General features: G+C 63.7%; 25 protein-coding genes. 11 read left to right on the top strand and 14 right to left on the bottom strand.

Going from position 1 to position 25,172, the window contains the following annotated elements:
• Positions 1-10 precede the first annotated feature (10 nt).
• The 14 genes from ACQRCJ_RS09430 to sctW form a co-directional block, all read right to left on the bottom strand.
• Positions 11-1,162 (bottom strand): ABC transporter substrate binding protein, encoded by a 1,152-nt coding sequence (locus ACQRCJ_RS09430; protein ID WP_303996184.1) that lies wholly within the window; start codon positions 1,160-1,162, stop codon positions 11-13.
• Positions 1,159-2,352, bottom strand: a complete 1,194-nt coding sequence (locus ACQRCJ_RS09425) for an alanine racemase (RefSeq protein WP_427799675.1) — start codon at positions 2,350-2,352, stop codon at positions 1,159-1,161. The genes ACQRCJ_RS09430 and ACQRCJ_RS09425 overlap by 4 nt, the downstream gene beginning before the upstream one ends.
• Positions 2,345-3,835, bottom strand: coding sequence for a hypothetical protein (locus ACQRCJ_RS09420; RefSeq protein WP_303996188.1), 1,491 nt, complete (start codon positions 3,833-3,835; stop codon positions 2,345-2,347). The genes ACQRCJ_RS09425 and ACQRCJ_RS09420 overlap by 8 nt, the downstream gene beginning before the upstream one ends.
• A complete protein-coding gene (locus tag ACQRCJ_RS09415) occupies positions 3,832-6,168 on the bottom strand; it encodes an MFS transporter (protein WP_303955965.1) in 2,337 nt (778 codons plus the stop codon). Before ACQRCJ_RS09415 ends, ACQRCJ_RS09420 begins: the two co-directional genes overlap by 4 nt.
• On the bottom strand, positions 6,165-8,234 hold the full coding sequence (locus ACQRCJ_RS09410; RefSeq protein ID WP_168934968.1) for a SpoIIE family protein phosphatase: 2,070 nt from the start codon (positions 8,232-8,234) through the stop codon (positions 6,165-6,167). Before ACQRCJ_RS09410 ends, ACQRCJ_RS09415 begins: the two co-directional genes overlap by 4 nt.
• On the bottom strand, positions 8,231-9,526 hold the full coding sequence (locus tag ACQRCJ_RS09405; RefSeq protein WP_168934967.1) for a sigma-54 interaction domain-containing protein: 1,296 nt from the start codon (positions 9,524-9,526) through the stop codon (positions 8,231-8,233). Before ACQRCJ_RS09405 ends, ACQRCJ_RS09410 begins: the two co-directional genes overlap by 4 nt.
• A 3-nt stretch (positions 9,527-9,529) precedes the next feature.
• Positions 9,530-10,573 carry a type III secretion system export apparatus subunit SctU gene (gene sctU, locus ACQRCJ_RS09400; RefSeq protein ID WP_168934966.1) on the bottom strand — a complete coding sequence of 348 codons (1,044 nt, stop codon included), beginning with the start codon at positions 10,571-10,573 and terminating at the stop codon, positions 9,530-9,532.
• Positions 10,574-10,630: 57 nt separating this feature from the next.
• Positions 10,631-11,467, bottom strand: a complete 837-nt coding sequence (gene sctT / locus ACQRCJ_RS09395) for a type III secretion system export apparatus subunit SctT (protein ID WP_168934965.1) — start codon at positions 11,465-11,467, stop codon at positions 10,631-10,633.
• Between the two features lie 64 nt (positions 11,468-11,531).
• A complete protein-coding gene (gene sctS / locus ACQRCJ_RS09390) occupies positions 11,532-11,789 on the bottom strand; it encodes a type III secretion system export apparatus subunit SctS (RefSeq protein ID WP_006004747.1) in 258 nt (85 codons plus the stop codon).
• Positions 11,790-11,798: 9 nt separating this feature from the next.
• The gene (sctV, locus tag ACQRCJ_RS09385; protein WP_168934964.1) at positions 11,799-13,892 is read right to left on the bottom strand and encodes a type III secretion system export apparatus subunit SctV; all 2,094 of its coding nucleotides are present in this window, start codon (positions 13,890-13,892) and stop codon (positions 11,799-11,801) included.
• A complete protein-coding gene (locus ACQRCJ_RS09380) occupies positions 13,889-14,245 on the bottom strand; it encodes a tetratricopeptide repeat protein (RefSeq protein ID WP_168934963.1) in 357 nt (118 codons plus the stop codon). Before ACQRCJ_RS09380 ends, sctV begins: the two co-directional genes overlap by 4 nt.
• A gap of 1 nt (position 14,246) precedes the next feature.
• Positions 14,247-14,615 (bottom strand): type III secretion protein, encoded by a 369-nt coding sequence (locus tag ACQRCJ_RS09375; protein ID WP_168934962.1) that lies wholly within the window; start codon positions 14,613-14,615, stop codon positions 14,247-14,249.
• Between the two features lie 2 nt (positions 14,616-14,617).
• Positions 14,618-14,992, bottom strand: a complete 375-nt coding sequence (sycN, locus tag ACQRCJ_RS09370; RefSeq protein ID WP_168934961.1) for a type III secretion chaperone SycN — start codon at positions 14,990-14,992, stop codon at positions 14,618-14,620.
• Positions 14,993-15,022: 30 nt separating this feature from the next.
• Positions 15,023-16,138, bottom strand: a complete 1,116-nt coding sequence (gene sctW / locus ACQRCJ_RS09365) for a type III secretion system gatekeeper subunit SctW (RefSeq protein ID WP_427799674.1) — start codon at positions 16,136-16,138, stop codon at positions 15,023-15,025.
• Between the two features lie 195 nt (positions 16,139-16,333).
• Between sctW and ACQRCJ_RS09360 the strand changes: the two genes are divergently transcribed.
• The 11 genes from ACQRCJ_RS09360 to ACQRCJ_RS09310 all read left to right on the top strand — a co-directional run bounded on the left by ACQRCJ_RS09360 (position 16,334) and on the right by ACQRCJ_RS09310 (position 25,117).
• A complete protein-coding gene (locus ACQRCJ_RS09360) occupies positions 16,334-16,756 on the top strand; it encodes a hypothetical protein (RefSeq protein ID WP_240937643.1) in 423 nt (140 codons plus the stop codon).
• Between the two features lie 85 nt (positions 16,757-16,841).
• Positions 16,842-17,408, top strand: a complete 567-nt coding sequence (locus ACQRCJ_RS09355) for a USH1C-binding protein 1 (protein ID WP_168934959.1) — start codon at positions 16,842-16,844, stop codon at positions 17,406-17,408.
• A 25-nt stretch (positions 17,409-17,433) separates the two neighbouring features.
• Complete coding sequence (locus ACQRCJ_RS09350) at positions 17,434-17,985, top strand: USH1C-binding protein 1 (protein ID WP_168934958.1); 552 nt, start codon at positions 17,434-17,436, stop codon at positions 17,983-17,985.
• 40 nt (positions 17,986-18,025) lie between these two features.
• The gene (locus ACQRCJ_RS09345; RefSeq protein ID WP_168934957.1) at positions 18,026-18,562 is read left to right on the top strand and encodes a SycD/LcrH family type III secretion system chaperone; all 537 of its coding nucleotides are present in this window, start codon (positions 18,026-18,028) and stop codon (positions 18,560-18,562) included.
• Positions 18,563-18,566: 4 nt separating this feature from the next.
• A complete protein-coding gene (locus ACQRCJ_RS09340) occupies positions 18,567-19,673 on the top strand; it encodes a hypothetical protein (RefSeq protein ID WP_168934956.1) in 1,107 nt (368 codons plus the stop codon).
• 20 nt (positions 19,674-19,693) lie between these two features.
• A complete protein-coding gene (locus tag ACQRCJ_RS09335; RefSeq protein WP_168934955.1) occupies positions 19,694-20,473 on the top strand; it encodes a hypothetical protein in 780 nt (259 codons plus the stop codon).
• A gap of 114 nt (positions 20,474-20,587) precedes the next feature.
• Positions 20,588-21,070: a type III secretion system chaperone gene (locus ACQRCJ_RS09330; RefSeq protein ID WP_168934954.1), complete on the top strand. Its 483-nt coding sequence runs from the start codon at positions 20,588-20,590 to the stop codon at positions 21,068-21,070.
• Positions 21,067-23,022: a type III secretion system outer membrane ring subunit SctC gene (gene sctC / locus ACQRCJ_RS09325; protein WP_303955969.1), complete on the top strand. Its 1,956-nt coding sequence runs from the start codon at positions 21,067-21,069 to the stop codon at positions 23,020-23,022. The genes ACQRCJ_RS09330 and sctC overlap by 4 nt, the downstream gene beginning before the upstream one ends.
• Positions 23,019-24,506 (top strand): type III secretion system inner membrane ring subunit SctD, encoded by a 1,488-nt coding sequence (gene sctD, locus ACQRCJ_RS09320; protein WP_427799673.1) that lies wholly within the window; start codon positions 23,019-23,021, stop codon positions 24,504-24,506. Before sctC ends, sctD begins: the two co-directional genes overlap by 4 nt.
• On the top strand, positions 24,506-24,724 hold the full coding sequence (locus ACQRCJ_RS09315) for a hypothetical protein (protein ID WP_239463787.1): 219 nt from the start codon (positions 24,506-24,508) through the stop codon (positions 24,722-24,724). Before sctD ends, ACQRCJ_RS09315 begins: the two co-directional genes overlap by 1 nt.
• Before the next feature lie 141 nt (positions 24,725-24,865).
• Positions 24,866-25,117: an EscF/YscF/HrpA family type III secretion system needle major subunit gene (locus tag ACQRCJ_RS09310; RefSeq protein WP_040369130.1), complete on the top strand. Its 252-nt coding sequence runs from the start codon at positions 24,866-24,868 to the stop codon at positions 25,115-25,117.
• Positions 25,118-25,172 lie beyond the last annotated feature (55 nt).

Raw genomic sequence — 25,172 nt, 5'->3', positions numbered from 1 at the left:
GGGGCTGTGGCTACTTCATCTCCTGATAGAATTCGTCCACGGCGGCCAGCACTTCCAGCGGCGGGTTCCAGCCGATGAGCGTGGCCATGAAAAGGTTCAGAGCCATGCTGACGGGGCTTTCGAAGACCGGCGAGAGATCACGCGGGCGTGCGCCCTTGAGGATGGCCTCCACCAGACCGGCGCTGAAGCGGCCTTCTTCGGCCGTATTGGATTGCGCCACACTCAGCAGGGCCCCGTGGATCACGTCCGGTGCGCCCAGCTGGGAAAAGGTGGGGACATGCGCATCCGCCAGCGGCTGCAGCACCCTGCGCATGGCACCGGCCTGCAGACCGACATTATACGTGAGGTAAACAGCCTCGGCCCCTTGGTCCACCAGTTTTTTATGACAGGCCAGCAGGCGCTCCGAGGCCAGGTCCGTGTCCTGGATGTCGAAGGTATCGGTACAGCGCAGCAGGGTGATCCCCAGTTCCCTGGCGGCATCCTCGATCTCGTTGAGGGCGATGCTGCCGCGGCCGGCCGGGGTATCTTCGTAGGCGATGCCGAGCTTTTGGAAGGCGAAGATGTCATGGAAGAGCAGGACCTGGCGCTTGAAGCGGTCAGGCTCGATGGGGGCCACCAGATTGTCCCGCCCCGAATCTTCCACCGAGGGGATGATGCCTGCGTCCACCGCATTGGTCACGGACGAGACGATGACCGGAACAGGCAGATCCTGCGCGGCAAGATCCTGTCCGGCCCAGGTGCCGAAGGCTAGGACCATGTCCACGTCCTTCTTTTCCCGGATGCGGCGCAGGACCTCCTGGCGTACTTTTTCCCGCTGTTGGCTGTCCCAGTTCGCGGAGTAGAAACCGTCCGCCAGAAAGACAAGACGTTTGCCGCCTGCATGCTGGTGCAGCCATTCCCACATGCCGCGGGCTTCTTCGCTGTCCTTGGGCAGGGGCACATGCCCGTTCTCGATCAGTCCTCGTTCTTCCAGCCCCAGGGCCAGTCCCTGAAAGATACGCTGGTAATCGGAAAAGGGGCCGCCTTCCACATAGATCACCCGCCATATCTTTTCTTCGTCAGGATTGTCCTGTGCAGGGGCGGCAAAGGCGCAGTCCCGGAGCAGCAGGGGCAGGAGCAGCAGGCAGGCAAGCACAGGGGCAACATAGCGTGACGTCTTCATGAAACCTCCGAAAGGGGCGCCGTCTCCTGCTGGGGAGAGGCGGGCCGGGAGTCGGAAAGGGCTCGTCCCGGCAGACTATCGTGGATAAGGGTCTTGCGGATGTGGGGCATACGGCAGGTACGGGCCACGGCCCAATAGGACGGGATGAACCGGACATGTTCTCCCGGCACGGGAGCCTGCGGGCAGCCACTCAAGTCCAGGATGGCGTAATTGCCGCTGAAATCGGATATCCGCCAGTCCGGGCGGGCCAGGGACAGGCCCCGGACGTCCGTATGCAGACTGCCGCAGTCCACCAGTGCCCGGAGCCGTTTCCCCAGATCAGGGCAGTCGGCGTGCAGCCCCCGTCCGTTGTGGACGCTCTGTCGGGGCGGACGGATGTCCCGTTCCGTCACTTCCAGCACCGTGGCCGACAGGCGGAAGATATCCTGCCGGAAGTCCCCGGCCAGCAGGGTTTCGTCCCGGTACATGTCCCGGCCAAGCAGCAGGGGATCCCCCATGCGGAATTCCATGATGCAGCCGGGCGGCAGATGCGGTCCATGCCCGTGACGGCGGGCGAACCAGTTCCAGAAGATGCTCCCGCCCAGGCTGACCCGGTGCAGGGCATGCCCCAGCAGGGCGCCTGCCCGGGCCGCCAGGGCTTCGAGCAGGGCCATGTTCTCGTCGTCCGGGCATGTCCCGTACAGGCAGCCGAGATTGACGCCGATGCCCGCCACATGGGCGCCCGGGCCATGGGCCGCACGCTGCGATGCGGTCGCCACGGCCCGCAGCAGGGCGGGGGCATCTTCTTGCGGGATCCCTTCGCGCATGTCGCCTATATCCACCATGAGCAGGGCCTCGTGATGCAGGCCCGCGGCACGGGCAGCAGCATCCAGGGCCCGGAAGGTCGTCTCACAGGAAAAGGCGCTGCGTTCGAACAGGCGGACGACGTCATCCGCCCTGTCCGGGGGCGCCAGATTGATCAGGACGCGCCCTGTGCGTGCAGGCGGTTCCTGTCCGTACAGAAGATGCTCCGTCATGTCCGCGATGCCGTAGCGGGCATAGCCCTGCGTACGCAGGAAATCGACGACGTCCGGGTGGGAAGCCACCATCTTCAGTACCGGCAGGAAACGGAAGCCCCAGGCCTGTTCCTGGCGCCGCACAAGACGCAGATTATGGGCCAGGGCATCCAGATTTATCTCCAGTTCAGGCATGAGGCATCTCCAGGGGAAAAGGCGCAAGGAAGGGCAGGCTCCCGATGGGCGGGGCCTGTTGCAAAAGGCTGTCCAGCAGCAGCGGTCGCATCTCCTGAGCGGACAGGTCTTCATAATGATACGGCAGCGAGGCTGCCAGGGCATGATCGACCCGGCTGTGCCGCAGTGACTGCCACAGGGCAGGAGAAAGGCCGCCGGCCAGCCAGAGGTCCGCGGCGCCGGCTCCCCGGCCGGTCTGCCGCAACGGGCCGTCAGGGCAGGGCAGACGCAGGGGCAGCAGCCCCGTGCAGGGCGGACAGGGCCGGAATGCCCCGGCGATGCGCGTGGCCAGCCCGTCGGCACCGCAGTGCCGCAGAGCCGTACAGATGCCCTGGATCATGCGCGGCAGGTACGAGGTCTGGAAGATGCCTCCGGCACAGCGCAGGCCCCTGGCCGCCGTCACGGTGGCGAAATAAAGGAAAAGCGAGGGGAGGATGCGCTCTTCCGACAGGGCCCTGCCCAGAGTCCGGGCATCCAGCGGCAGGCGCCAGCCTGCATCCCGGACAGCCACCAGCGAGCGGAAATCACGGGCAGGCCGCAGGGCCAGGGCCCGGCCTTTGCCGTCTACGCCCCAGAACAGGAAGGTGCCTCGCTGCAGGCCCTGCGCATCCCCGGTCCAGCAGGCCCGTTGCCCGTTGAGGGCATCCCAGATAGCAGCGGCCAGGGGCGGATGCAGGAGCAGGTGCCGGACAAGGCTGTCCGGCTGTTCCAGATCGGCCGTGATCAGGCGGCCGCACAGCCATTGCATGTCCAGCGAGACCAGCGGCGGGAGATCACAGCTTTTCGGGATGACCTGCTGCCACAGCAGGGCATTCATGAGGCTGGCCTGATCCCGGAATGTCTGCTGTTCCAGGACGCGGGGATGGCGGTAGACGGCCTGGACAAGACGGTCCAGAGCATGCGGCTCTTCCGGCTGGCCGGAAAGCTGCGAGGGCAGGGTGACCTCGGCGGCGGTGAACGCCGGGCGCACGCTGATGAGCCCATGCCGGTCCCTTCCCGGCAGGATGGGCAGTTTGCGGCTGCGGAAACTCACCTCTTCCGGGGTGCCGCATCCCAGCAGGATGCCGCGAGGATACGCCACGTTGTTGGCCGGGACAGCGCCGCAGTTGAACAGGGGCACGGCGTGACGGCAGCTCATGGCGAACAGCAAATCGCCCTGGAAGAATTCCGGGTGGAAATCCACACCGTGATGGTTGGCCGTGAGGACATGGAAATCGCTCTCCAGTTCACGGCGCAGGGCCTGCCCCAGATCAGGCGAATACAGCCGGGCGCAGGTCGCGGCGGCCAGTTCCACAAGGTCGTCAGCGGCTTGCGGCGGCCTGGGCAGGGCGGCACCCGCGCCAAAGCCTGCCGCATAGTCCGCCAGTGTCTGCGCTCCTGCCTGTTCGAAGGCAGCCAATGCCTCCGGGCAACGGCTGCGGATCCAGTCCCGGGCGGAGGTCATGCCCTGTCTCCCGAATGGCGGGCCGGGCGGACCAGCAACAGGAAAAGAAGGGAAATGGCCACCAGGATGATGCCTGCCCAGCGGGCGGCGTCATCCACGCTCATGATGGCCATGACAGCCCCCACGCAGACCGGGCCGATGACCTGCCCCACGCGTTGCAGGGCATCCAGCAGGCTCATGGCCTGATCCACACCGATGGCCCGGGCGATGTCCAGTTCCAGCAGGAATTCGCTCTGGGCCGGGATGTTGAGACCGGTGGCCAGTCCCAGCAGGATGGAGCCCGCCACCGAAGCCGGCAGGGGAGGAAGGAAACAGAAACAGGCCACGGACAGGGCCGAGAGGATGCCGGCCCAGAAAAGGAGCGGGCCTTTGTGCAGGCTGTTGCCGACCAGACGGGCGAAAAGGGGACCGCTGTAGATGACGATGAGGCAGTTGAGCATGTAGATGCGTCCGATGTTGGACTGGGCCACATCGGCCTGCTTGAGGAAGACAGGCAAAAAGTAGTTGAGGAAACCCACGCAGAGCAGGGTCGAGGGCAGCAGAGCCAGCAGGATGAAAGCCAGGAAGTGGCGGTCCGCCAGCAGGCGGCGGATCTGCGGCAGCGTCAGTCTGGCGGCCGGGGCTTCTTCCCGGACGTCCTCCTGCTTTTCCTGTCCGCGCAGCAGACGCAGGGGCACCAGGGCCAGACAGGCCAGGATGACGGCGGAGATGGCGAAAACGGGACCGTAGCCCAGACGTTCGGCCAGCATGGCCCCCAGGGCGCTGCCGCACAGGGATCCGGCATAGACACCGGCAAACATGTCGGCCAGTTTGCCGTCTCGCACCGTGTAGGCCTGGGCAGTGAGCAGGGAAAGGCCGTAGCCCAGTCCCACCAGCGCCCGGGCGGCGATGAAAAGCCAGGGGGTCCAGGCCAGCATGGAGGCCAGATAGCCCAGGGCCATACAGATGATGCCCGTCATGAGGGGCGGCCGGGCCCCTTTGCGCTTCATCCATGTCCCGGCGATGAGCACGCTGAGGCCGGTCATACCCATTTCCGCGGAGATGGGCAGGCCCAGCAGTACGTCGCGCGGGAGTATGCTCGTGGTGGTGAGTTCGGCCATGCGCAGGGGGATGAAGGAAATGGTCATGTCCATGGCCAGGATGAAGACGAACATCAGCGGGCGGAACAGGGCGCTGCGGTGAGCGTGGGATTGCGTCGTTCCCTGCAGGCGGGCTTCCAGACTGCGGGAGAGCAGCAGGAACATCTCCACCATGAAGATGAGGGAGATGGCCACCAGGGCCAGGATGTCCAGCCCGTTGGCGATCAGGCGCTCCAGCCAGGGACCGCGCGCGAGGGTGGCCCGCAGTTTCCAGCCCTGCTCCGGCGAATCCCCGCTGACGGAAAAGGCCGAGGCCAGCTCCAGCAGGGGGAATTCCTCGCCGGGCGGCAAAAGTTCGGGAAGGGGGCCGGAAGCGTGGCTCGATGCGAATACTTTGCCGGAAGGCGCCAGGACCTCCAGGACAAGATCGTCACCGTGGGCGGTGGCGGCCCGGGTCAGATAGGCGGACAGGCGGCTGGTATCGTCCAGGGAGACACCCACCAGCAGCAGGCGGTTGAGGTCCTCGGTCAGGATGGCGCCGGTATGCGCGGCATCGTTCCTGAGTCCCTGCGTATATTGCCGGCTGACGGCATGCAGGGCCAGGGCCCCATTGCCCAGCATGAGCAGCAGGAAAATGGCGATGCACAGATTGCGGGGCATACCACCGGAACGACGCAGGCCGAGGCAGAGGGACAAAAGCAGTATCCCTGCCAGTGCCAGCCCGCCCTGAAAGAGCAGCTGCTGCCGGAAAAGGTCCCTGAGTGTGGCATCCAGATTGCGGGAAGGCATCCAGACCGCGATATGGCCCACGATGTGCTCGTCCCTGTCCGCGACGGGGGCCAGCAGCAGTTCCCCGTCCTTCAGGGAAAGGACAGCCTCTGTTCCCGTTTTCGGCAGGCGGTCGCTGATGTCCGGCAAAAGCGGGAAGCGCCCCCAGTGATGCAGGGCCATGCCCCGGGCATCCAGTACGGCCAGCGGCATGTCGGCAGCCTGGCCCACACTGGCCAGCAGACGGTCGATATTGTGGTAGGTCTCCAGCTTTTTGCCAAAGCGGATCCCTATGGCCATACGGCTTTTCAGGGCCGTGGCCGCCACACTGGCCGATGCCTGCGTCCCTTCCCGTGTGGCCGTGCGCAAGGAGGAATAGAGCAGGGCATCGTACAGCAGCAGGCTGCACAGGAGGATGGCGATCCATCCGGCCAGGATGCGGCCCAAGGGCGCGCGCTGGTCCATCGAAGAGCAAGGCATGGTCATGAGGATGTCCGGGGAGAGGCAGGTTGGGCCACGCTCGCACTGTGCGTGCGGCAGAAGGCCAGCATGGTGATGTCGTCGGATTGGGGCTCTTCTCCCCGGAAGCGGACAAGCTCCGAGAAAATGAGCGTCAGCAGTTCCCTGGGCGAGGCCCCGCGATGGGCGGCCAGGAAATCCTGCAACCGGGCCTCACCGTACAGTTCCTTGTCGCCGTTCATGGCTTCGGTCACCCCGTCGGTAAAGAGCAGGCAGGTCTCCTGTTCCTTGAGGGTATCCGTGAACAGCGTGTATTCCATGTCCGGGATGACGCCCACCAGCGGGCCGCTCAGCTTGTCCAGCATGCGGGGCGGGGCGTCCGAGGCCGCATCGATGATGTAGGGCGGGCAATGCCCGCCGTTGGCGTAGCTCAGTTCACCGCTTTGGGGGTCATACAGGGCCAGGAAGAGGGTCACGAACATGTTGCCCGGGTTGTGGGCCTCGAGCATGGCGTTGACCTGCGACATGGCGGCCGCCGGATCGAGCCCGGAGACGAGGGCGTAGCGCACGAGCGTGACGGTCATGGACATGAACAGGGCCGCCGGGACACCTTTGCCGGACACGTCTCCCAGGACAAGGGCCCGCCGCCCGTCGCTGGTGACGAAAAAGTCGTACATGTCGCCGCCCACTTCCTTGGCGGGATCCAGAAAGGCCGAGGCCCGGAAACCGCACACTTCGGGAGCTCCGTCCGGGGGCGGGAGGATGCCCATCTGGATCTCGCGTGCGGCGGAGAGCTCGCCCTCCATGCGTTCCTTGCTGGCGGTGGCCTCCATCAGATTGCGGATGTTGGTGGTAAGGGCCCCGCCCAGATGGGCATAGGCCCGGGCCAGCTGGCCCAGCTCGTCGCGACGTTCCAGCGGCAGCCCCTGGCTGAGGAGGGGCTCGAGCCGGTCAAGGGCATCGGGGGCGGCAAAATCCACTTCGGCCAGCTGACGGGTCTTGCGGGTCAGCAGTTTCAGGGGACGCAGCGTCCTGATGAGCATGAGCAGGGCCGCCAGAGCCACCAGCAGCATGATGGGCAGGCTCACGGCCAGCAGGCTGGCCAGCAGGCTGTCGGAAGGCTCCCGTATCTCGTCCAGGGGGGCCGTCAGGGCCACATACCAGCCAAAGGCCCGGATGCTGCCCAGCAGGCAGAGCATATCGCCCTGTGCCGACGGCAGGATGACCTTGGCCATGCCCGTCTGGCGGGCTTCTGCCCGGGCCGCGTCGAGGCCGTCAGGAAGAAGACCGTCACCACTGGAGACCAGGATATGCCCGTCACCGTCCAGCAGCGCCACGAGCCCGCCGGGATAAAGGGACATCTCCCTGAATTTTTCCCGCGTGTCCTCCAGCAGTTGCGTCTGGGCCCGGACAGCCATCTTTTCCAGATCGTCCAGGGGGATCATGGAGACCAGGATCTCCCGTGACGGCCTGTGGCCGTCCAAAGGCAGGAAATAGGTCAGCACGGGGCGATAGGTGCCGGAGGGGACCATGCGGCCTTCGTTGGTGGCCACGAGGCGGGGCAGGTCAAAAACGGCAAAATCACCATCCCGGGACAACTGTTTGAGCAGGCGCTGCACGGGCCGCTGTTTGGCATCCCGCAGACTGGACGACAGGCCCAGAAGACTCGTCTGGCCGCTACGGAGTTTTTCCGTATCCAGGATCTCCATGCGGATACTGTCGACGTCATCCACCAGAGCGATGCTGGCGGCGTCCATGGCGGACAGCAGGGGTTGCAGGACGAGGTGGGCCTGCCCGCTGCCCGCGGGACGTTGCGGGGCCAGGGCCCGCAGCAGTGCCTGGACGCGGGCGGAGGTGTCCCGCAGCTGCGCCTTGCGCAGGAGCACGGAGCGCACCTTGGCCGCCAGATGGTTGAGGGTGGCCGTATTGAGCCGTTCCTCTTCCACCAGCAGCAGGGTGGCGAAATTTTTTTCTTCCATCCCGATCATGGTCTCCCCGACCCGCTGCCAGGTCAGGTAGAGGACCAGCGCGACGGTGAGGGCCACGGAACAGACCACCAGCAGGGCCAGCCGCAATCTCAGGCTTGCGTTCATGCCTCCTCCCCGTCATGGCCGTGGGCCGTCTTGTCGAGGCGCAGCAGCTTTTTGCGCAGGCCTTCCCGGGTGATGCCGAGCAGTTCCGCCGCCCGGCTCTTGTTGCCCTGGCAGGCGTCGAGGGCCCGCTGTACCAGCAGGCGCTCCGCCTGTTCCAGATTGAATGTCGTCCGGATGTCCGGCAGCGGTTCCCGGGGGGCGGTGGCGCTTGTCTTTATGCAGCCGTGGCGCGCCAGGGCGGCCAGCAGTTTGGGAGAAAGATCCGACGGACGGATGACCGTATCCACGGTAAGGGCCGCTGCCCGTTCCATCTCGTTGCTCAGTTCGCGCACATTGCCGGGCCAGTCGTAGGCCAGCAGGCACTGCTGGGTGGCCGGGGCCAGGGGCAGGGCAGCGCGTTCCATATTGTGCGCATGCTGGGCCAGCAGATGCCGGGCCAGCAGCAGGATGTCGTCGCCCCGTTCGCGCAGGGGAGGGAGCGTCAGCTCGGCCACATTGAGGCGGTAGTACAGGTCTTCCCGGAAGCGCCCCCGGGCCACGGCCTGCCGCAGGTCCACATTGGTGGCCGCGATGACCTTGATGTCCACGGGCACGGGCCGGGCGCTGCCCACGCGCAGGACTTCCCGTTCCTCGAGCACGCGCAGCAGTTTGGCCTGATTGGGCAGGGACATGTCCGCCAGTTCGTCAAGGAAGAGCGTCCCGCCCGAAGCTTCTTCCACCAGGCCGCGGCGGGCGCTGACGCCGGTGGCCACGCCCTTTTCGATGCCGAACATCTCGCTTTCGAACAGGGAGTCGGGGATGGCCGTACAGTTGACGGCCACGAAGGGGGCATCACGCCTGGGGGAGTGGTAATGGATGGTCTTGGCGAAGATCTCCTTGCCCGTGCCGGAAGGCCCCAGGATCAGAGTGTTGATGGGCCGCCGGGCGATGGCCAGGGCCTGGGCCACCACCTGGCGCATGGCCGGGCAGCGACCGATGATGCGGCGGACGTTGTACTCCTTTTGCAGGGTCTCCACCACCTGCCGGTTCTCCTCGTGCAGGCGCAGACGGCTTTTTCCCAGCTCCTGCGAAAGCTGTTCCACCTTTTCCAGCAGTTCCGCCCGGTGGAATTCACGGGCTTCCACCTTGACGATCATCATGCCGAAGGCCTCGGCCAGACGTTCCAGCTCCGGCGAGGAGCTGCCTTCCCGGGTCAGGGCGAACAGGGCATCCTCGTCCGCGGGACGACCCCAGGCAAGGTCGTCGCACAGGCGTATCAGCAGGGCAAGGGTTCGGGCGTTCTTTTCGTGCATGGCTTATCCTTGGCGCAGGGATTGCACCCAGCGCAGCACTTCCGCCACGGGGCCGATGAGGTCCTGGGGGATATAGGCGTTTTCCGTGCCTTGCTCGTACAGGCTGCGTGCCAGCGGCACGTTGCGCATGATGGGGATGCCCTCTTCCCGGGCGGTCTCGATCATGCGCTGGGCCAGCACGCCCTGGCCCTTGGCCAGGATGACGGGCAGGGGGGTCCTGTCTTTTTCATAGTCCAGAGCCACGGCAAAATGGGTGGGGTTGGTCACAAGCACCTTCGCTTTCCTGACGTTGGCGATCTGGTTCTGGGCGATCATCTCCTGGTGCAGCTGCTTGCGCTTGCCCTTGATGAGCGGATCGCCCTCGCTTTCCTTGAATTCCCGTTTGACTTCTTCCTTGCTCATCATGTGCTGCTTGTTGAACTGCCACTTCTGGAAGCACCAGTCCGCGGCGGCGATGACGCAGAACACGCCCGCCGAAACAAGGACAAGGTCACCGCAAACGGAACCGAGAAGGCGCCACATGTCGCCGATGTCACCCTGCGGGATGCGGAACAGCTGCGGCATGTAGTCGGAAAAAATGATGTACACATTGATGCCCAGGATCAGCACCTTGATGATGTTCTTGAGAAACTCCACCAGATTCTTGAGGGAAAAGACCTGCTTGAACCATTTGTTCATGCTCAGGTTTTCCAGTTTGGGCATGGCGGCCTGTACGGAAAACAGCACCCCCACCTGCATCATGTTGGCACAAAGGGCCACGACCATGACCATGCCGATGAGCGGCAGGGCCACACGCAGGGCGCAGAGCAGGGTGGACGTGACGGCCAGGGGCAGGGCCTCCTCGAACGGCCTGTCCATGAGCAGCATGGGGGCCTCGCCCATGGCCAGCAAGGTATTGAGCATGTCGGAAGACATGGCCAGCAGATAGACGGCCACCGCCATGACGGTCAGGGCCGAAGGCACGTCCTGGCTTTTGGCGACCTGCCCTTTTTCCCGGGACTCCCGCAGGCGTTTTGGGGTCGGTTGTTCTGTTTTTTCGCTGCTCATAGGCTCAAAGTCTCCCGCGCTCCGCATCTGCCGTCATGGCCTGCGGGCATGGCGGCATCATTCCCCTCCCGGCAGGAGATTATTCAGCTTGAGGATGGATTCCCGTGTAAAATCAAAAAGTTCCGGTGCATGCGACAGCAGCAGTCCAAAATAGAAGCACAGCAGGAAAGCCGCGATGCCGCACTTGATGGGCATGGCCAGCACATACACGTTGAGCTGGGACGCAAAACGGTTGATCAGGCCCAGGGCCACGTCGGTCAAAAGACAGGCTGCCGCGATGGGCCCGGCCAGCAGCAGCATGTGCCCCATGAGCCAGCCGACCTTTTCCGCAAAATACAGGGGCGCTCCCTGGGGCACATCCAGGGGCAGGAGCTGCGTCACCGGCCAGATGCCGTAACTGGCGTACACCAGCCCCACGAAGGCCAGGAACGCCCCGGAAGTATAAAAGATGTAGACCAGGCTCTGGAACAGCAGCTGGCCCAAAGGGCTGCTCTGGTCGCCGGAAAGGATGTCCGTTCCTTCAGCCATGCTGGCCCCGCGCTGGTTGTCCATGAAAAATCCGGCACTTTGCACGGTCCAGAAGACGATGCCCGCAAGAAAGCCGATCATCAGGCCGAGCACAGCCTCCTTGAGCAGGAGCAGGGCCAGCTTGCCGCCCACCGCCAGGGAGAGCGCTGCGGAAAGCGTGATCTCGTCGGTCAGGTGGCTGACGATGACGGGATGCAGGGGCAGGTACAGGGCCAGCACCAGCAGCAGACGTATCTGGCCCATCACCACCGCAGAGCCCAGGAAGGGCGCCACCGTGACCAGGGCGAAGAGCCGCGGCGTGCCCAGCAGCAAGGCCGTGAGGTGCCCGTAGACCCCGAGTTCCTGCAAAAATTGCGAAAAATCCATGCGTGTCCTGTCCGTGGCGTATCCTGGGGGCACCCCTTCCGTCAGCCGTATCCGGGCCTGCCGTTCAGAGCAGGTAGAAGCGGTTGAAGATGTCCTCGCTGTACCGCAATATCTCGCCGCTCAGCCATTTGCCCATAAGGAAGAGCGTCAGGCCCACGGCCAGCAGCTTGACGCCGAAGGCCAGGGTCTGTTCCTGCAGCTGGGTGATGGCCTGGATGAGGCTGAGCACGATGCCCACCACCGAAGCCACGATGATGGGCGGCAGGGACAGGATCATGACCAGGTACAGGGCCTTGACGGCGTAATCGATGGCAAGTTCCATGCCTAGCTCCTAGAGGCGGATCCGGTTCATGGGCTGGACGCTGATCTCGGGGGTGAGCTCCTGGTAGGAGACCACTGGCAGGCGGTAATGCTCCCCTTCGATAAGGCGGCGCACATAGCGCCGGATGTCCATGCTGGCCAGAAGGACGGGCATCTGGACATGCTTGCGGTAATCGCCCGCCGCTGCTCCCACGGCCGCGATGAAGCGGCGCGAGGTGTCGGGATCCAGCGCCAGGAAGGCCCCGGCCGATGTCTGGCGGATGGCCTTGCGGATGGTCTCTTCCACCGAGGGATCCATAAGGATGGCCGGCAGCATGTTCTGGCCCCGTGAATACATGTAGCTGATCTGGCGCTTGAGGGCCCCGCGCACGTATTCGGTCAGCATGACGGTATCTTTTTCCTTGGGGCTCCATTCGATGATGGCCTCGAGAATGTTCCGCAGGTCGCGGATGGAGACCTGTTCCTGGGCCAGACGCTGGAAGATCTCCGCGATGCGCTGCACGGGCAGCAGACGGGTGGCCTCGCGCACTAGGTCCGGGGCGCGTTCTTCCATGCGGTCCAGCAGGTATTTTGTCTCCTGCATGCCGATGAAGCTGGAGGCATGCCGTGCCAGGATCAGGGAAAGGTGATAGGCCAGGATGCGCGAGTGGGTCATACAGGAGAGTCCGGCCTGCTCCAGCAGGGCCTGTTTTTCCGCCGGGATCCACAGGCTTTCCACATCGGGCAGGAAGTTCTCTCCGCGCCGTACGTCCAGGCCGAGCATGCGCAGGGTGTCCTCGCTTTCGCGCGCCAGCACCATGCCCTGTTCCAGATGTCCGCGCGACATGGGGATCTCGTTGACCTGGAGCTCGTAGGTCAGGCCCGACAGGGACGAGGAAACGCGCAGGTTGATGCCCGGGAAGGGCACGCCAAGGTCGAAATACAGCGCACGGCGCAGTGCGGAGAGCTCGTCGTTGAGGTTGTCGTAGTCCAGGGATGCCGCCAGGCCCTCCGAAATGTCGAGGATGATGGGGACCGTGGGGGCAAAGTCGTCCTGGGGACCGGAGGGCCGCCCCTTGCGTTCCTTGCGGGTGGCGGACTTGAGGGACTGGTTGAGCTCCTTGCGGGCATCCCGGGGCGCGGGGGCGGAACGTATCCTGTCCAGGATGTAGCCGAGCCCGGCGATGGCGAAGGCCAGGGCGAACAGCTGCGGCTTGGGAAAACCGGGGATGAGGGCGAACAGGAAGATCAGCCCGCCCGCCATGAGCAGGGCCTTGGGCTGGGCGAAGAACTGGCCGCCGATCTGCGCGCCCACATCTTCCTGGGTATCGCCGGAACGGGTGATGAGGATACCGGCCGAGATGGCGATGATGAGCGAGGGGATCTGGGAGACGAGGCCGTCACCGATGGTCAGGATGCCGTAGATCTCCAGGGCTTCCCCGGCAGAGATGCCGTGCTGGGTGATGCCGATGACGGTACCGCCCACGATGTTCACCACGGCCACGATCATGCCGGCGATACTGTCGCCCTTGACGAACTTCATGGCGCCGTCCATGGCGCCGAACATCTTGCTTTCCTGGCTGATGACATCGCGGCGGCGCTGGGCCTCTTCCATGTCGATGACCCCGGCGCGCATGTCCGCGTCGATGGACATCTGTTTGCCGGGCATGGCGTCCAGGGTGAAGCGCGCGCCCACTTCGGCCACGCGTTCGGCACCCTTGGCGATGACCAAGAACTGCACGATGGTCAGGATCAGGAAGACCACGGCACCAACGACGAAATTACCGCCCAGGGCGAACTCGCCGAAGGTCTGGATGATCTCGCCGGCGTCGGCGTTGAGCAGAATCAGGCGGGTGGTGGTGATGTTCAGGCCCACGCGGAACAGCGTGGTGAACAGCAGCATGGTGGGGAAGGAGGAGAACTCCAGCGGTGTCCTGACATACATGGTCATCATCATGATGGCGAAGGACAGGGCCAGGTTGGCGCCGATGAGCGTGTCCACCAGGGCCGTGGGCAGGGGCATGATCATCAGGGCGATGACGGCCACCAGCAGGCCCACCAGGGCCAGGTCACTGTGGCGCGTGGTCAGGGAGACGATGTTGCGTGCGTCGGAGAACAGGCTCACAGGCGGCTTCCCCCTGCGGCAAGATAGGCATTGAGGGCATTGCGGGCCTCGTCGGGGCGCTGCGCCTGCCACAGGGCACGGGCCCTGAGCAGATGCAGCACGGCATCACGGGAGGCCAGCGGTCCGCCCGCCAGGACGAGGTCCAGCTGTTCCAGGGCGCGCTCGGGATCGCCCAGCTCCAGCCAGGCCACGGCAAGACAGCGCCGGGCCCAGAGGTCGGCGGGATCCAGGGCGAGCAGGGCCAGGGCCAGCTTGCGGGCACGCTGGAACTGCCCCATGCGCAGAAAAAGATGGCCCAGCACCTGCAGGGCACGGCCCTGGCCGGTGGTGAGCGGGGAGGTGGCCTCCGCCATGCTAGCCTCCTACCATCAGGCCGGTATAGGCCCGGAGCAATTCGGTGTTCTCCAGCAGCGGCGCCAGCTCGTCACGCACGAAAGCCCGCACGGCGGGCTTGTCGCTGTCCCTGAGGGCCGTCAGGGCGCCCTGCAGCTCCATATGGAAAAGTTCGGGCTGGAGGAGGGAGCCGTCGCCCACGGGCGGACAAAGGGCCGCCTCCAGCTGCTGGGCTGCCTTGCGGCTGTTGTACAGCTCATCCAGACCGGCTTCACGCATGGCGCTGGAGGCCAGCGGACGGGCATCAGGCAGGTGCCCCGCCGTCCCGGGGTCCATGATGTTCTGTATCCCCAGTCCGGGATCCAGCAGGTTGATGGAGGATGTTGCCATGATCAGGCTCCCTGTAGATGGTTCATGACGCGGGCCAGCTCCATGACGGCCTCTTCCAGCAGGGCGGCCGTGGTCTGCCGTTCGGGCAGACGGGTCAGGAGGATCAGGGTATCTCCTTTCATGCCGGCGGTCAGGGAAAAAGCGTGTGCATGCCGGTAATGGCACAGGGCCAGGGCCCGTTCGGGCAACGTGCTGTCATGCGGGGGGAAGGGGCGGGCCAGATAGACCAGCAGCTCTTCCTGGCCATGCCGTTGCTGCTTTTCGAAATACAGGCGCCCCATGCCGCTGACATCAAGAGCCACCAGCCCCTGCGGTGAAAAGGCCAGTCCGGGCAGGCCCATGCGCATGCCGAAAGCGTTCAGTTCGTGGTCCAGCATAAGATCTCCGCGTATGTCTTGGACAAAGGCTTATCCCTGTTCCGCCAGCCAGGCGTCTTCCTCGGCGATGGCGGCGTCCACGGCATCCTGGACGGCATCCAGCACCTTCATGCGGCCCTCGTTGCCGTCGAACAGGGACGGGGCGAAGGAACGCGTAGTGTTGAGCAGCTCCTGAAGGAAAAGCACCTTGTGCTCGATGTCCGGGGCACCGGCTTCCTCGGCCAGGCGGCTGATGCGGCTGCCGCTGATGTAGCGCTCCTTGCGCAGGTCCAGCACCTTGCCCAGCAGGGCTATATCGTCCAGAGGACAGTGCCGGATCCCGTGGATGCTGCTCCAGCGTTCCAGCAGGCGGGCGCACAGGCTGCGGGCGCTTTGCAGCTGCCGCAGCTCGCCCAGGCTGCCGTTGACGTGCTCCAGATGGCTGGTCTCCATACTGGGCACGTCGGCCGCAAGGTCGCTGGCCAGTGCCTTGTAGAGGAAGTCCAGCGCGGCTTCAAAATTATTGCCGTACGTCTTCTGGATATGGTCGTAGAGGCTGTTGACGTCTTCAAAATGACGGACGGTTTCCCGATAAAAGCTCCCCAGCGCGCCGGCATCGCCCAGTCCTTCAAATCCCCGGGCATTGAGCGCGCCGTTGATCCCGGCCCGTATGGCGGGGCCTTCCGTGCGTTCCAGCTCTTCCAGAGCTTCGTTCAGGACACGCAGAGTCTCCGGCGAGGTGTCGGGGGTGGCGGACAGCTCTTCCTGGATGTCCTTGAGGGCGGCCCATGCCTCGGAGGGGTCGGGAAAGAAACGGCGCAGCTGGCGCAGGGCTTCTTCCTTTTCGGTCCGGGAGTCCAGAAATCCCTTGAGATCCCTTGTCTTCTGGACCTCGCGGGCTTCACGCATCATCTCCTGGTACTTCTTGATGCGTTCCTCCATGGCCTCGTTGATCTCGTCCCGCTCCTTGCGTTCCTCCAGTTCGAAATCGTCCGTGGTATCCACTGCAAAGGTCAGTTCTTCGGCAGCCTCGGCCAGCAGGGAAAGGGGAGATTCCACCACGGTGGCCGTATTGCCGAACAGCGAGCCTGTGGCTGCGGAGGATGCCGTCGTATTGCGGGACGTGGGCTGCACCTGGGAGTGCTGAATGGAAAAATCGATGCTCATGACGAACTGCGCCTCCCGATCCCGTAAAAAAATGTTGGCAACACGATATGCGATATGCCAGAATCATGCCACATATTTCTGGTAGCACGAGCCTGTGGCAACAGCAAGGGTACTCCCTGCGGGATCTGGCGTCCTGTTCGTAAAAAAGTCCTGTCCGGGAGAGTGTTGCGGGAATTTTGTTGTTTATCGGAGAAAGTGAAGTATCAAAAAAGTTGGCAATCGGGCGCTTTGTTGGGCATTTTTGATGCGTTTTTAGCCAAATACAAGCATGGCACGCTTTATGCTTTGCCAATTGCAACCGCACTCAAAAGGAGATTTGTTATGTCGTTTACGGAACAGGATATGAAGAAGCAGATGGAAGATTTCGCCGCCCTCCGTGAAGAGTTTTCCCGTCTGGAAAGCCAGGAAAAAGCCATGCGCAAGCAGCTCGGCCTGCCGGAACAGGGAAAGACGGATCCGGCTTCCCTGACCCCCGAACTGCGTAAAATGGCCGAAGAAGCCGAGGCCGAAGCCCGTCGTGCCGGTGAAGCCCGTGCCGCCCAGGCCCGCACCGCTGCTAGGCCGGCCGCTGCCGGCGGCATCCCCGGAGGCGGCCGCCGGAATATCGTCCGCCTGTAGGCGGACGGGCAGCAGGCTTCACGCCGTCTGTGCCGAATGTTGATTTTCTTCTTTTCCAACAGGGTATCATAATTAAGGAGTATATATGAGTCAGGTCGATTTCAATAATGTCTCTGCCACCTCTTCCCTTGGCGAGCTGGGCCCCACCACGAGCCTGCAGCTGATGTTCGCCAAGCTGCAGCTGGAACTGGCCGAGACCGCCAAGACCCAGGCTATGGACAAGATGGACGCCATCGCCAAGGCGCAGGACGAGCAGAAGTTCGTTTCCCAGCTGCTCAACGAGGCCCGCCAGGCCAAGGCCGATGCCAACTCCGGTATCGCCGCAGGCACGCAGTCCGAGACCTATTCCAACGGGACGACGGAAAAGAACACCAAGAACTGTACCCTGATGTCCAAGGAAATGGTGGACTACATGGATGCGCACGGCCTGGCCTATGACAAGACCGGCGGCGACTACAATCACAGCTCTGATGAATGGGACGTGGCCATCACGGCCCTGGAAGGCCGTCTGGAAGAGCTGGGCACCAATACCCAGCAGGAGATGGTCTATATCCAGGATTACATGGGCCAGTACAACTCCTATCTGCAGGGCGCCAACACCCAGATCGCCAACTCCAACCAGACCCTCACCAGTCTGGCCCGTGGTCAATAGGCTGCGGCCGACATAAGGAACTGATATGAGCCAGGTCAATTTTTCCTCGACATCTTCTGTTTCATTCGGTGAACTGGGCCCCACCACGAGCCTGCAGCTGATGTTCGCCAAGCTGCAGCTGGAACTGGCCGGGACCGCCAAGACCCAGGCCATGAACAAGATGGACGCCATCGCCAAGGCGCAGGACGAGCAGAAGCTGGTCTCCCAGCTGCTCAACGAGGCCCGGCAGGCCCAGGCCGACGGTAACAGCGGTACGGGAGTGGGCAAGACCAGCATCAACGGCGTCACGGTCACAGGCAAGGACTGCTATCCCATGTCCCAGGAAATGGTGGATTATATGGATGCCCACAAACTAGCATACCCCAACGGCGACGGGGACTATATCCTCGGCAAGGACGAGTGGGACGTGGTCATCACGTCGCTGGAAAGCCGTCTGGAAGAGCTGGGCACCGGCACCCAGCAGGAGATGGTCTACGTCCAGGACTACATGGGCCAGTACAACTCCTATCTGCAGGGCGCCAACACCCAGATCGCCAACTCCAACCAGACCCTCACCAGTCTGGCCCGTGGCCAGTAGCCGTCAGACAGGCAGACGGCATCCACCCCAAGGAGCGAGTATGAGTCAGATCACCGAACAGGAAAAAGACATCCAGTCCGCCCTGCTGGACATGGCCAGGGCGGCGGGGTTCACGGAAAAGGAATTCCACACCATCCAGGCCGCCCTGGAAAAGGGGGCCACCCTGGCCGATGTGTTCAACATCAGCAAGGATACTCTGGAATCCGGCTATGCCTATGCCTACAATCTGTACAAGGCGGGCAACTACAAGGATGCCGAAAGCATGTTCCGCGGCCTGTGCATGTATGATGGCGACGATCCCCGTTACTGGATGGGTCTGGCCGGTTGTCTGCAGGCCCGGGAAGCCTGGCAGCAGGCCATCGATACCTACGGCATGGCCGGTGTGGCCGGCGGCCTCAAGGATCCCGCGCCGTTCTACTATGGCGGCCTGTGCTATCTGAAGCTGGGGGATGGCGAGAACGCGGCGGCTTCCTTCCGCGCCGCTCTGGGCTTGGGCGATGCCTCCATCCCCGCGCACAAGGCCGTCCATGACCGTATCCGTGCCCTGCTTGCCACGCTGTCCCAGTCCAAGGAGTGATGCTATGAGTATGGTTCAGGGAACACAGTCCGGGACGCCCGCGGCCGATCTGAGCGCACTGCTGCAACTGGCGGCGACCCAGCAAGGTTCGACCAAGGCCCTGGATGTCAAGGATCTGGAAGAGAGCCTCAACGCACTGCGCTCCTTCCTGGCTGCAGGCGGTGATTCGCTGCTGCCGGATCTTGAAGAGCCGTCCTCGAAGAGCAGCACCACGGTCTCGCTGTCCGGCCTGACCATGAGCGGCCTTTCTCTGGAGACCCTGCTGGATGCTGTGGGCTTCGAGCAGCGCCGTACCGAGACCAAGGCCGGTATGGCCTCGCTGGAGGCCCGCGCCCAGGAACGCGCCATGGCCAACGACGAAAAACTCAAGTCCATCCAGGAGCAGCTGGAAAAGGCCAAGAGCCAGAGTTTTCTGGATGGCCTGCTCAAGGCGTTCAAGTATATCGGTATGGCACTGGCGGCCATCGGCTCCGTGGCCATGATCGCCGCCGGTGCGGTAGGCCTGGCGGCCGGAGGTTCCGGTGCGGCGCTCATCGCCGTCGGCGTCGCGAGCCTGGCGCTGCTGACCAGCTCCATCACGGAGGAGGCCTCGGGCGGCAAGGCCGGCTTCAGTCCGGCATTCATCATAGGCAAGATCATGGAGGCGTGCGGCGCCAGCGATACGGCGATCCAGTGGACGAAGTTCGCCGTGGATCTCGCCACCACCATCGTCCTGGCGGCGTGCACGTTCGGTGCCGGGGCGGCAGGCGCGGCCGGTAAGGCGGCCCAGACCGCCACCAAGGCGGTTTCGGACACGGCCCAGACCATCCAGAAGGCGGCCTCCTGGACGGCCCGTGTGGCCACCATGGCCGGTGGAGCGAACACCATCGCCCAGTCGGCCACTACCATCGCTTCCGCCTCCAACGAGAAGGATATCAGCTTCTTGCAGGCCCAGCAGAAGCGTCTCCAGGCCATCCTGGAGCGCATCGCCATGGCCAATGAACTGGACGTGGAGCACCTCAAGCAGATGATGCAGCGCTCCGAACAGACGCTCCAGACCGTGTCGGACATCGTCCAGGAAAGTGTGCAGGCCAATGTGGCCATCCTCAGCGGCAATCCGGCCATGGCCTGATGCCTGAAAAGGGAGATAGTATGGACACCATCATCACGAATGCAGCGGGATACAGCTCCGTCGAGTATAGCAGGCTGCTGGAGCAGGCCCAGGCGAAGGGTGTCAGCGCCGCCAAGGTCGATGAGGCCCTGATCAATGCCATCCAGGCCGGCAAGGACTTTACCGCGGCCGTCAAGGACGTGCGGAGCCAACTGCCCGACCTTGCGTCGCCCGGAGATAATTCGGGGGACCTGTCCGGTTGGGTGGCCCTGCCCAGCCCCGCTGCCATGTTCGCTTCCGTGATCCTTAAGGATGCGGCAGAGCAGCGGCGCACCAACCGCAGCATCATCCAGGCGCAGGGATTGCAGATCGTCGACCTGATGGAACAGCAGGCTGACAAGATCGAGACGGGGGCCATCCAGAAGTTCGCCTGCGCCGTGACCGGGGCCGTGGTGAACATGGCGGCCGGTGGAGCCAGCCTGGGGGTGGCTGCCGCCGGTGTGGGCAGATCCTCGAGCGGCGGACTGAACATGCGCGCCGGCAATGCCGCGGACGGACAGCTCACGGCCGCAGTTGCGCAGTCGTTCAATACCATGCTTTCTTCGGCCGGAAGCATGTTCACGGCGGGCGGGGAGTTCGGCCAGAGCATGCAGTCTGCCGAGGCCAAGCGTCTGGAAGCCCAGCAGGAGCAGATCCGCACTATGATGGAGCAGACCAAGCAGACCAACGAGGCGCTCAAGGATCTGGTCTCCAAGTCTCTGGACTTCATGAACTCCATGCAGGCCAACATGAACCAGACGCGCACCAAGATCCTGGGATGATCCGGCAGCGCCCGTAAGGGCGCGCCGGTCCGGAAGAAAAGGTTTGACGATGACGCTTGTTTTTGCGTACCGTTGAACTGTGTTTGGACATGAAAGACGTATGCAGGACTGCCTATGGTTTCGCTGGATGACAAGGTCCGTGCCCTTGCGGTGACGGCCGGTTGGAAGTCCCCCCGTCCGGGACAGGACGGTTCATACAGCTTTCGGCTGGAGGATGGCCTTGACCTGAAAGTCTTTTCTCCCGACGGGCGCTTGTGTTTCCTTCTGGCTGACCTGCACGCCCTGCCGGAGCCGGGACATGGACGGGACAGTCTGCTCCGCAAAGTGGCAGGCCAGCAGGCCGGCATCTGCCGCGAGCGCGCCTCGGTCGTGGCCCTTGAACGGCAGGAAGATGCGGCTGCCCGGGGCCTGGACGGGGAGCGCCTGATATTGCAATCCCGGGTGCCTGTGGACGTACCCCAGCAAGAGTTCGACGATGCTGTCCGGGATTTCCTCAATGACCTCGCCTGGTGGAAAAAAAGCCTGGGGGACTCGCCGCGTGAGGAGTTGCCTCCCATGTTCTCCATGTCGGGTACGTTTTTCGGAGGCGTCTATTGAAGCGCCTTGTAGCTGTCTGCCTGTGCTGGATCTTCTGCTGCCTTCTGGCGACAGAAGGTCTTTGCGCGTCTTCCCGCAGCGCCTTCCCGTTCCGGGCGGCGTTCTCTCATTATGCGGACAATGAAAATATCTGTACGGTCCTTTCCGCTTTTGCCCGCGCCGAGGGCTATGGCTCGGTATGTAGTCCTGCCCTCAAGGGGCAGATGAGCGGCCGTTTCGAGCAGGTGGACCCCCGTACGTTCCTCAACGGCATGCGCTCGGCCTTCGGGGTGCGCTGGTATATGCAGGGACGTACGGTGACGTTCTGGAACGACAGCGAAAAGGCGGAAGCCTTCCTAGCGCCGTCTACGGTCTCGGCCGCCGCCTTGCGGGACATGCTGCGCAGTGCGGGCATGATCTCGCCGCAGCTGCCCGTCAAGCTGCTGCACGCCCAGAATCTGCTTTCGGTCAGCGGTCCGCCCATCTATCTGGACCAGCTGCGCGGGGCCATGAAAGCCTTTGAGGATGCCCAGGGCAGCCGCAGCGTCATGCGCGTGTTCCCGCTCAAGTACGCCTGGGCGGAAGACATGAAAGTCAACAGCATGGATTCCACCGTGACCATCCCCGGTGTGGCCAGCATCCTGCAGGCCATGGCCAACGGGACCCCGCTGACCGGGTCACAGGTGACGGTGCAGCCGTCGGCGCAGGGAGGTCTGCGGGGCAAAGGGCTGATCGCCATGAACGCCTCGACGGATACGTCCCAGGCTTCGCCGGCAGTCCCCCAGAACGGGAAGGATCAGTCCGGGACGACTGCCGGGCCCAGCATCATCGCCGATCCCCGGGTCAATGCCGTTGTGGTGACCGATGCCGAATACCGCATGAGCTATTATGCCAAGGTCATCGCCGATCTGGACAAGCCTGTGGAGCTTGTGGAGATCCATGCAGCCATCGTGGATATCGACAGCGATTTCTCCCGTGATTTCGGCGTCAACTGGTCGGGTGCCGGTGCTTACGGCAAGCACTGGACAGGCGGCGGCAGTGCCGGGGGCACTTCGACCAGCGGCATCTTCCCCTCTGCCGGGGCTTCCAGTGCCGGGGGCCTTTCCTATTCCACCCTGTATTCCTACGGCTCGGACTACTTCCTGGCCCGCGTCACCGCTCTGGAAGAAGACGGCCAGGCCCGCGTGCTGGGCAAGCCTTCCGTGCTGACCATGGACAACGTGCAGGCCTCGCTGGAAAATACCAGCTCCTACTACGTTCCCGTATCGGGCAACGAATCTTCCGACCTGTTCAAGATCGACTCCGGGACCGTCCTGAAGGTGACGCCCCACATCATCCCCGGCTTGCCGGGGCAGGCGGACAGCATCAAGCTCATGGTCAGCGTGCAGGACGACCGGGACGACGGCTCCAGCCTTTTTTCCGTGGATCCCAACAACCTTTCGCCCATCAAGCAGACCAAGATCAATACCCAGGCCATAGTGGGAGAAGGGCAGAGCCTGCTCATCGGGGGACATTATTACGAGATCCAGAGCGATGCGGAGACCGGCATCCCCGGCCTCAAGAACATCCCCATCCTGGGCGGCCTGTTCGGTTCTACGGGCAAAAAGCATCAGCGCATGGAGCGTCTTATCCTGATCACGCCGCGCATCGTCCGCATGGATACGGCCTCCAATGTGCCGTCCCGCGTGGATGACCCCCGTTTCAGCCGGACGCCGACACAGGCCGACTATGAGGAACGCCGTCCCAAGGAGATGCCTGTGGGCGGTTGTGCCCGTCGCCGTGAACTGGCGCCGGACGTGCAGCCCGCACCTTCTGTGACGGTCACGCCCCAGCCGGCGCCTGTGCCCGCCACCAACAAGAGCATCCAGAATTCGACCATGCCGCAGCCCATACTGACTCCTGCCAGCACGGGGGCCCAGCCGGTGCCGGCCCCTGTCGGCAGCACGTCTGTTTCTGCCGGAGGACGGCAGTGACCTGCAGCCGGGGCAGTGCCATCTGCCTGTATGTCTTTTCCGGGCCGCATCTGGGGGCCTGCGTTGAACTGACGGAAGGAAGCTGGGTCGTCGGGTCTGATGATGCCTGCGACATCATCCTGACCGGTCTTGCTCCCCGTCATGCCGTTCTGGACATTTCGTCCGAAGAGAATGCCTTTCCCGTACTGGCCGTGACGCCCCTGGATGGTCCCCTTCGCCTGCAGGGAGAAGAGCCCGTGGAGCCCGCCGAGGCCGATGGTCCCTTGCGCCCCGCAGCCGGGAGCGCCTGGTATCTTGGCACGACCTGTTTTGCCTGGAACCGTCCCGGAGTCCCCCAGGAAAGCCTTGTACCGGAGCTGTCCCCGCACGCCCGTACCGTCGGGGCCAAAGAAGCGGCGTCCGCGGAGGCAGAGGCTGTCCCCGCTGTCACGGAGACAGCGGAGCTGTTGCCGACCGCCAATGATCTTGGCATGGACGCCGGGGCTTCGGAAACACTGTTGCCGGATGTCCCGGAATCTTCTCCCGCTCGCCGTGTCGGCTGGCGGGCCTTGCTGCTGGTACTGGTGGCGATTTTTCTGCTTGCGTTGTCGCTGATGGTCAGGCCTGCGGACTCTGATCCTGAACATTATCCTGAGATCATTAAAAAATATCTTGAAGATGCCGGCATACGCGGGCTGGCTGTAAGCCGCCGTGATCCCGGAGTGGAGATCCGCGGGACAGTGGCGGACGATGCTGCCATGATCCGTTTGCGTGACATGGCACGTGGCTTGCATATCCCTGTGTACCTGGAAGTTGCCGTACAGGAAGACATGCTGCGTGCTGTGCGCAGTTCGCTTGGTATCCGCGGTTTCCATCCTGATGTCGTCCTGTGGGAGAACAAGGGCAATCCGCGTTTGCAGGTCAGGGCCTATATGAAGGACGAGCTGCTGGAGGCAGCGGCTTTCACGGCCCTCAAGGCCGAAGTCCGGGGCCTGCTGGCGGTGGACCGGCACATCGTTTACGAAAAGGATCTGGCGCCGGTGCTGGATGCGGCCCTGCAGCGGGAAGGTCTGGGGAGCGTCCGGGTCATCTACCTGCCGGGCAGGGTGGATTTTTCCGGTGATTTCCGGCCGGAGGACACCAGAAAACTGGACGCCATCCGTCAGGATGCCAGCGAGCTGTTCGGTGTTCGGTTGCACGGGACCTCGTCGGCGTCGGGCGCTCTGGCAGCTGCAGAGCGCTCCCTGACACCTTCCCGGGACGGTGAACCCGCCGCTGCCACACCGGCCCGGCCTTCGGGCGGTACCGGCGGGGATCCCCTGGGCGGGCTGCGCGTGACCGGTGTCACCATGTCGCCCATGCGTTTCGTGACTACCGCCGACGGCAGACGCCTGTTTGAAGGCGCCGTGCTCCCCAGCGGCTGGACCCTGGAGAGCATCGATACCAAAGTCCTTGTCCTGCGTAACGGCAGCCAGGTCGTCAGTCACAGATTGAGAGGTAAATGATGGAAATGGAATCAGCCTTTGACATGCTGGCGGAAGATCCTTCGGGCCGTGGCCTCAAGCAGCTTCGCGAGGAGCTGTTCGAGATGCGGACGGACGTCAAGCGCGCCATGGATGCCGGCATGACGTCAGACGAGATGGCTGTTGCCCGGCAGGTCATGACCGCCGTGGATGCCGCGGAGAAAGTGGCGGAGCGTGTCTACGATACGCTGAACCGCTGATCCGGGGAAAGCCGCCGCAGACTGCGGATGGCCGGTGTGGCCGGTCCCCGCAGCTTAGGAGCGGCCCTTCCGGCCGCAGCGCCGGGCAGCAGAAAGCGTAAGAGCAAGATGACCGCATTGCGGATCAGTCAGGAGAATATCATGAATATAGGAAGTTCGGGCGGGATCGATATCGGCCAGCTGTTCCAGAATGCCACCAATGGGCTGAGCCAGGACGGGCAGGCCCTGCAGGCCAAGATGGACCAGATCAGCGCCTCCGGCGAGGTGGACCAGATGCAACTGCTGGAGCTGCAGTTCGCCATGGGGCAGTACAACGCCAAGCTGGAGACCATCTCCTCGGTGACCAAGAGCATCCAGGATATGCTCAAGTCGCTGGCCCAGCGGACGGGCTAGCCTCCGGGAACGGAGGCGTGCAGGCAAGAATGTTGTGACGGGGCCGTTTTCCGGC

The organism is Desulfovibrio sp. SGI.102 (assembly GCF_050314315.1).
In the GTDB taxonomy this organism is placed as follows: Bacteria; Desulfobacterota; Desulfovibrionia; order Desulfovibrionales; family Desulfovibrionaceae; genus Desulfovibrio.
The sequence above is the reverse complement of the archived record's forward strand: the minus strand, read 5'-3'. Positions and strand labels throughout refer to the sequence as shown.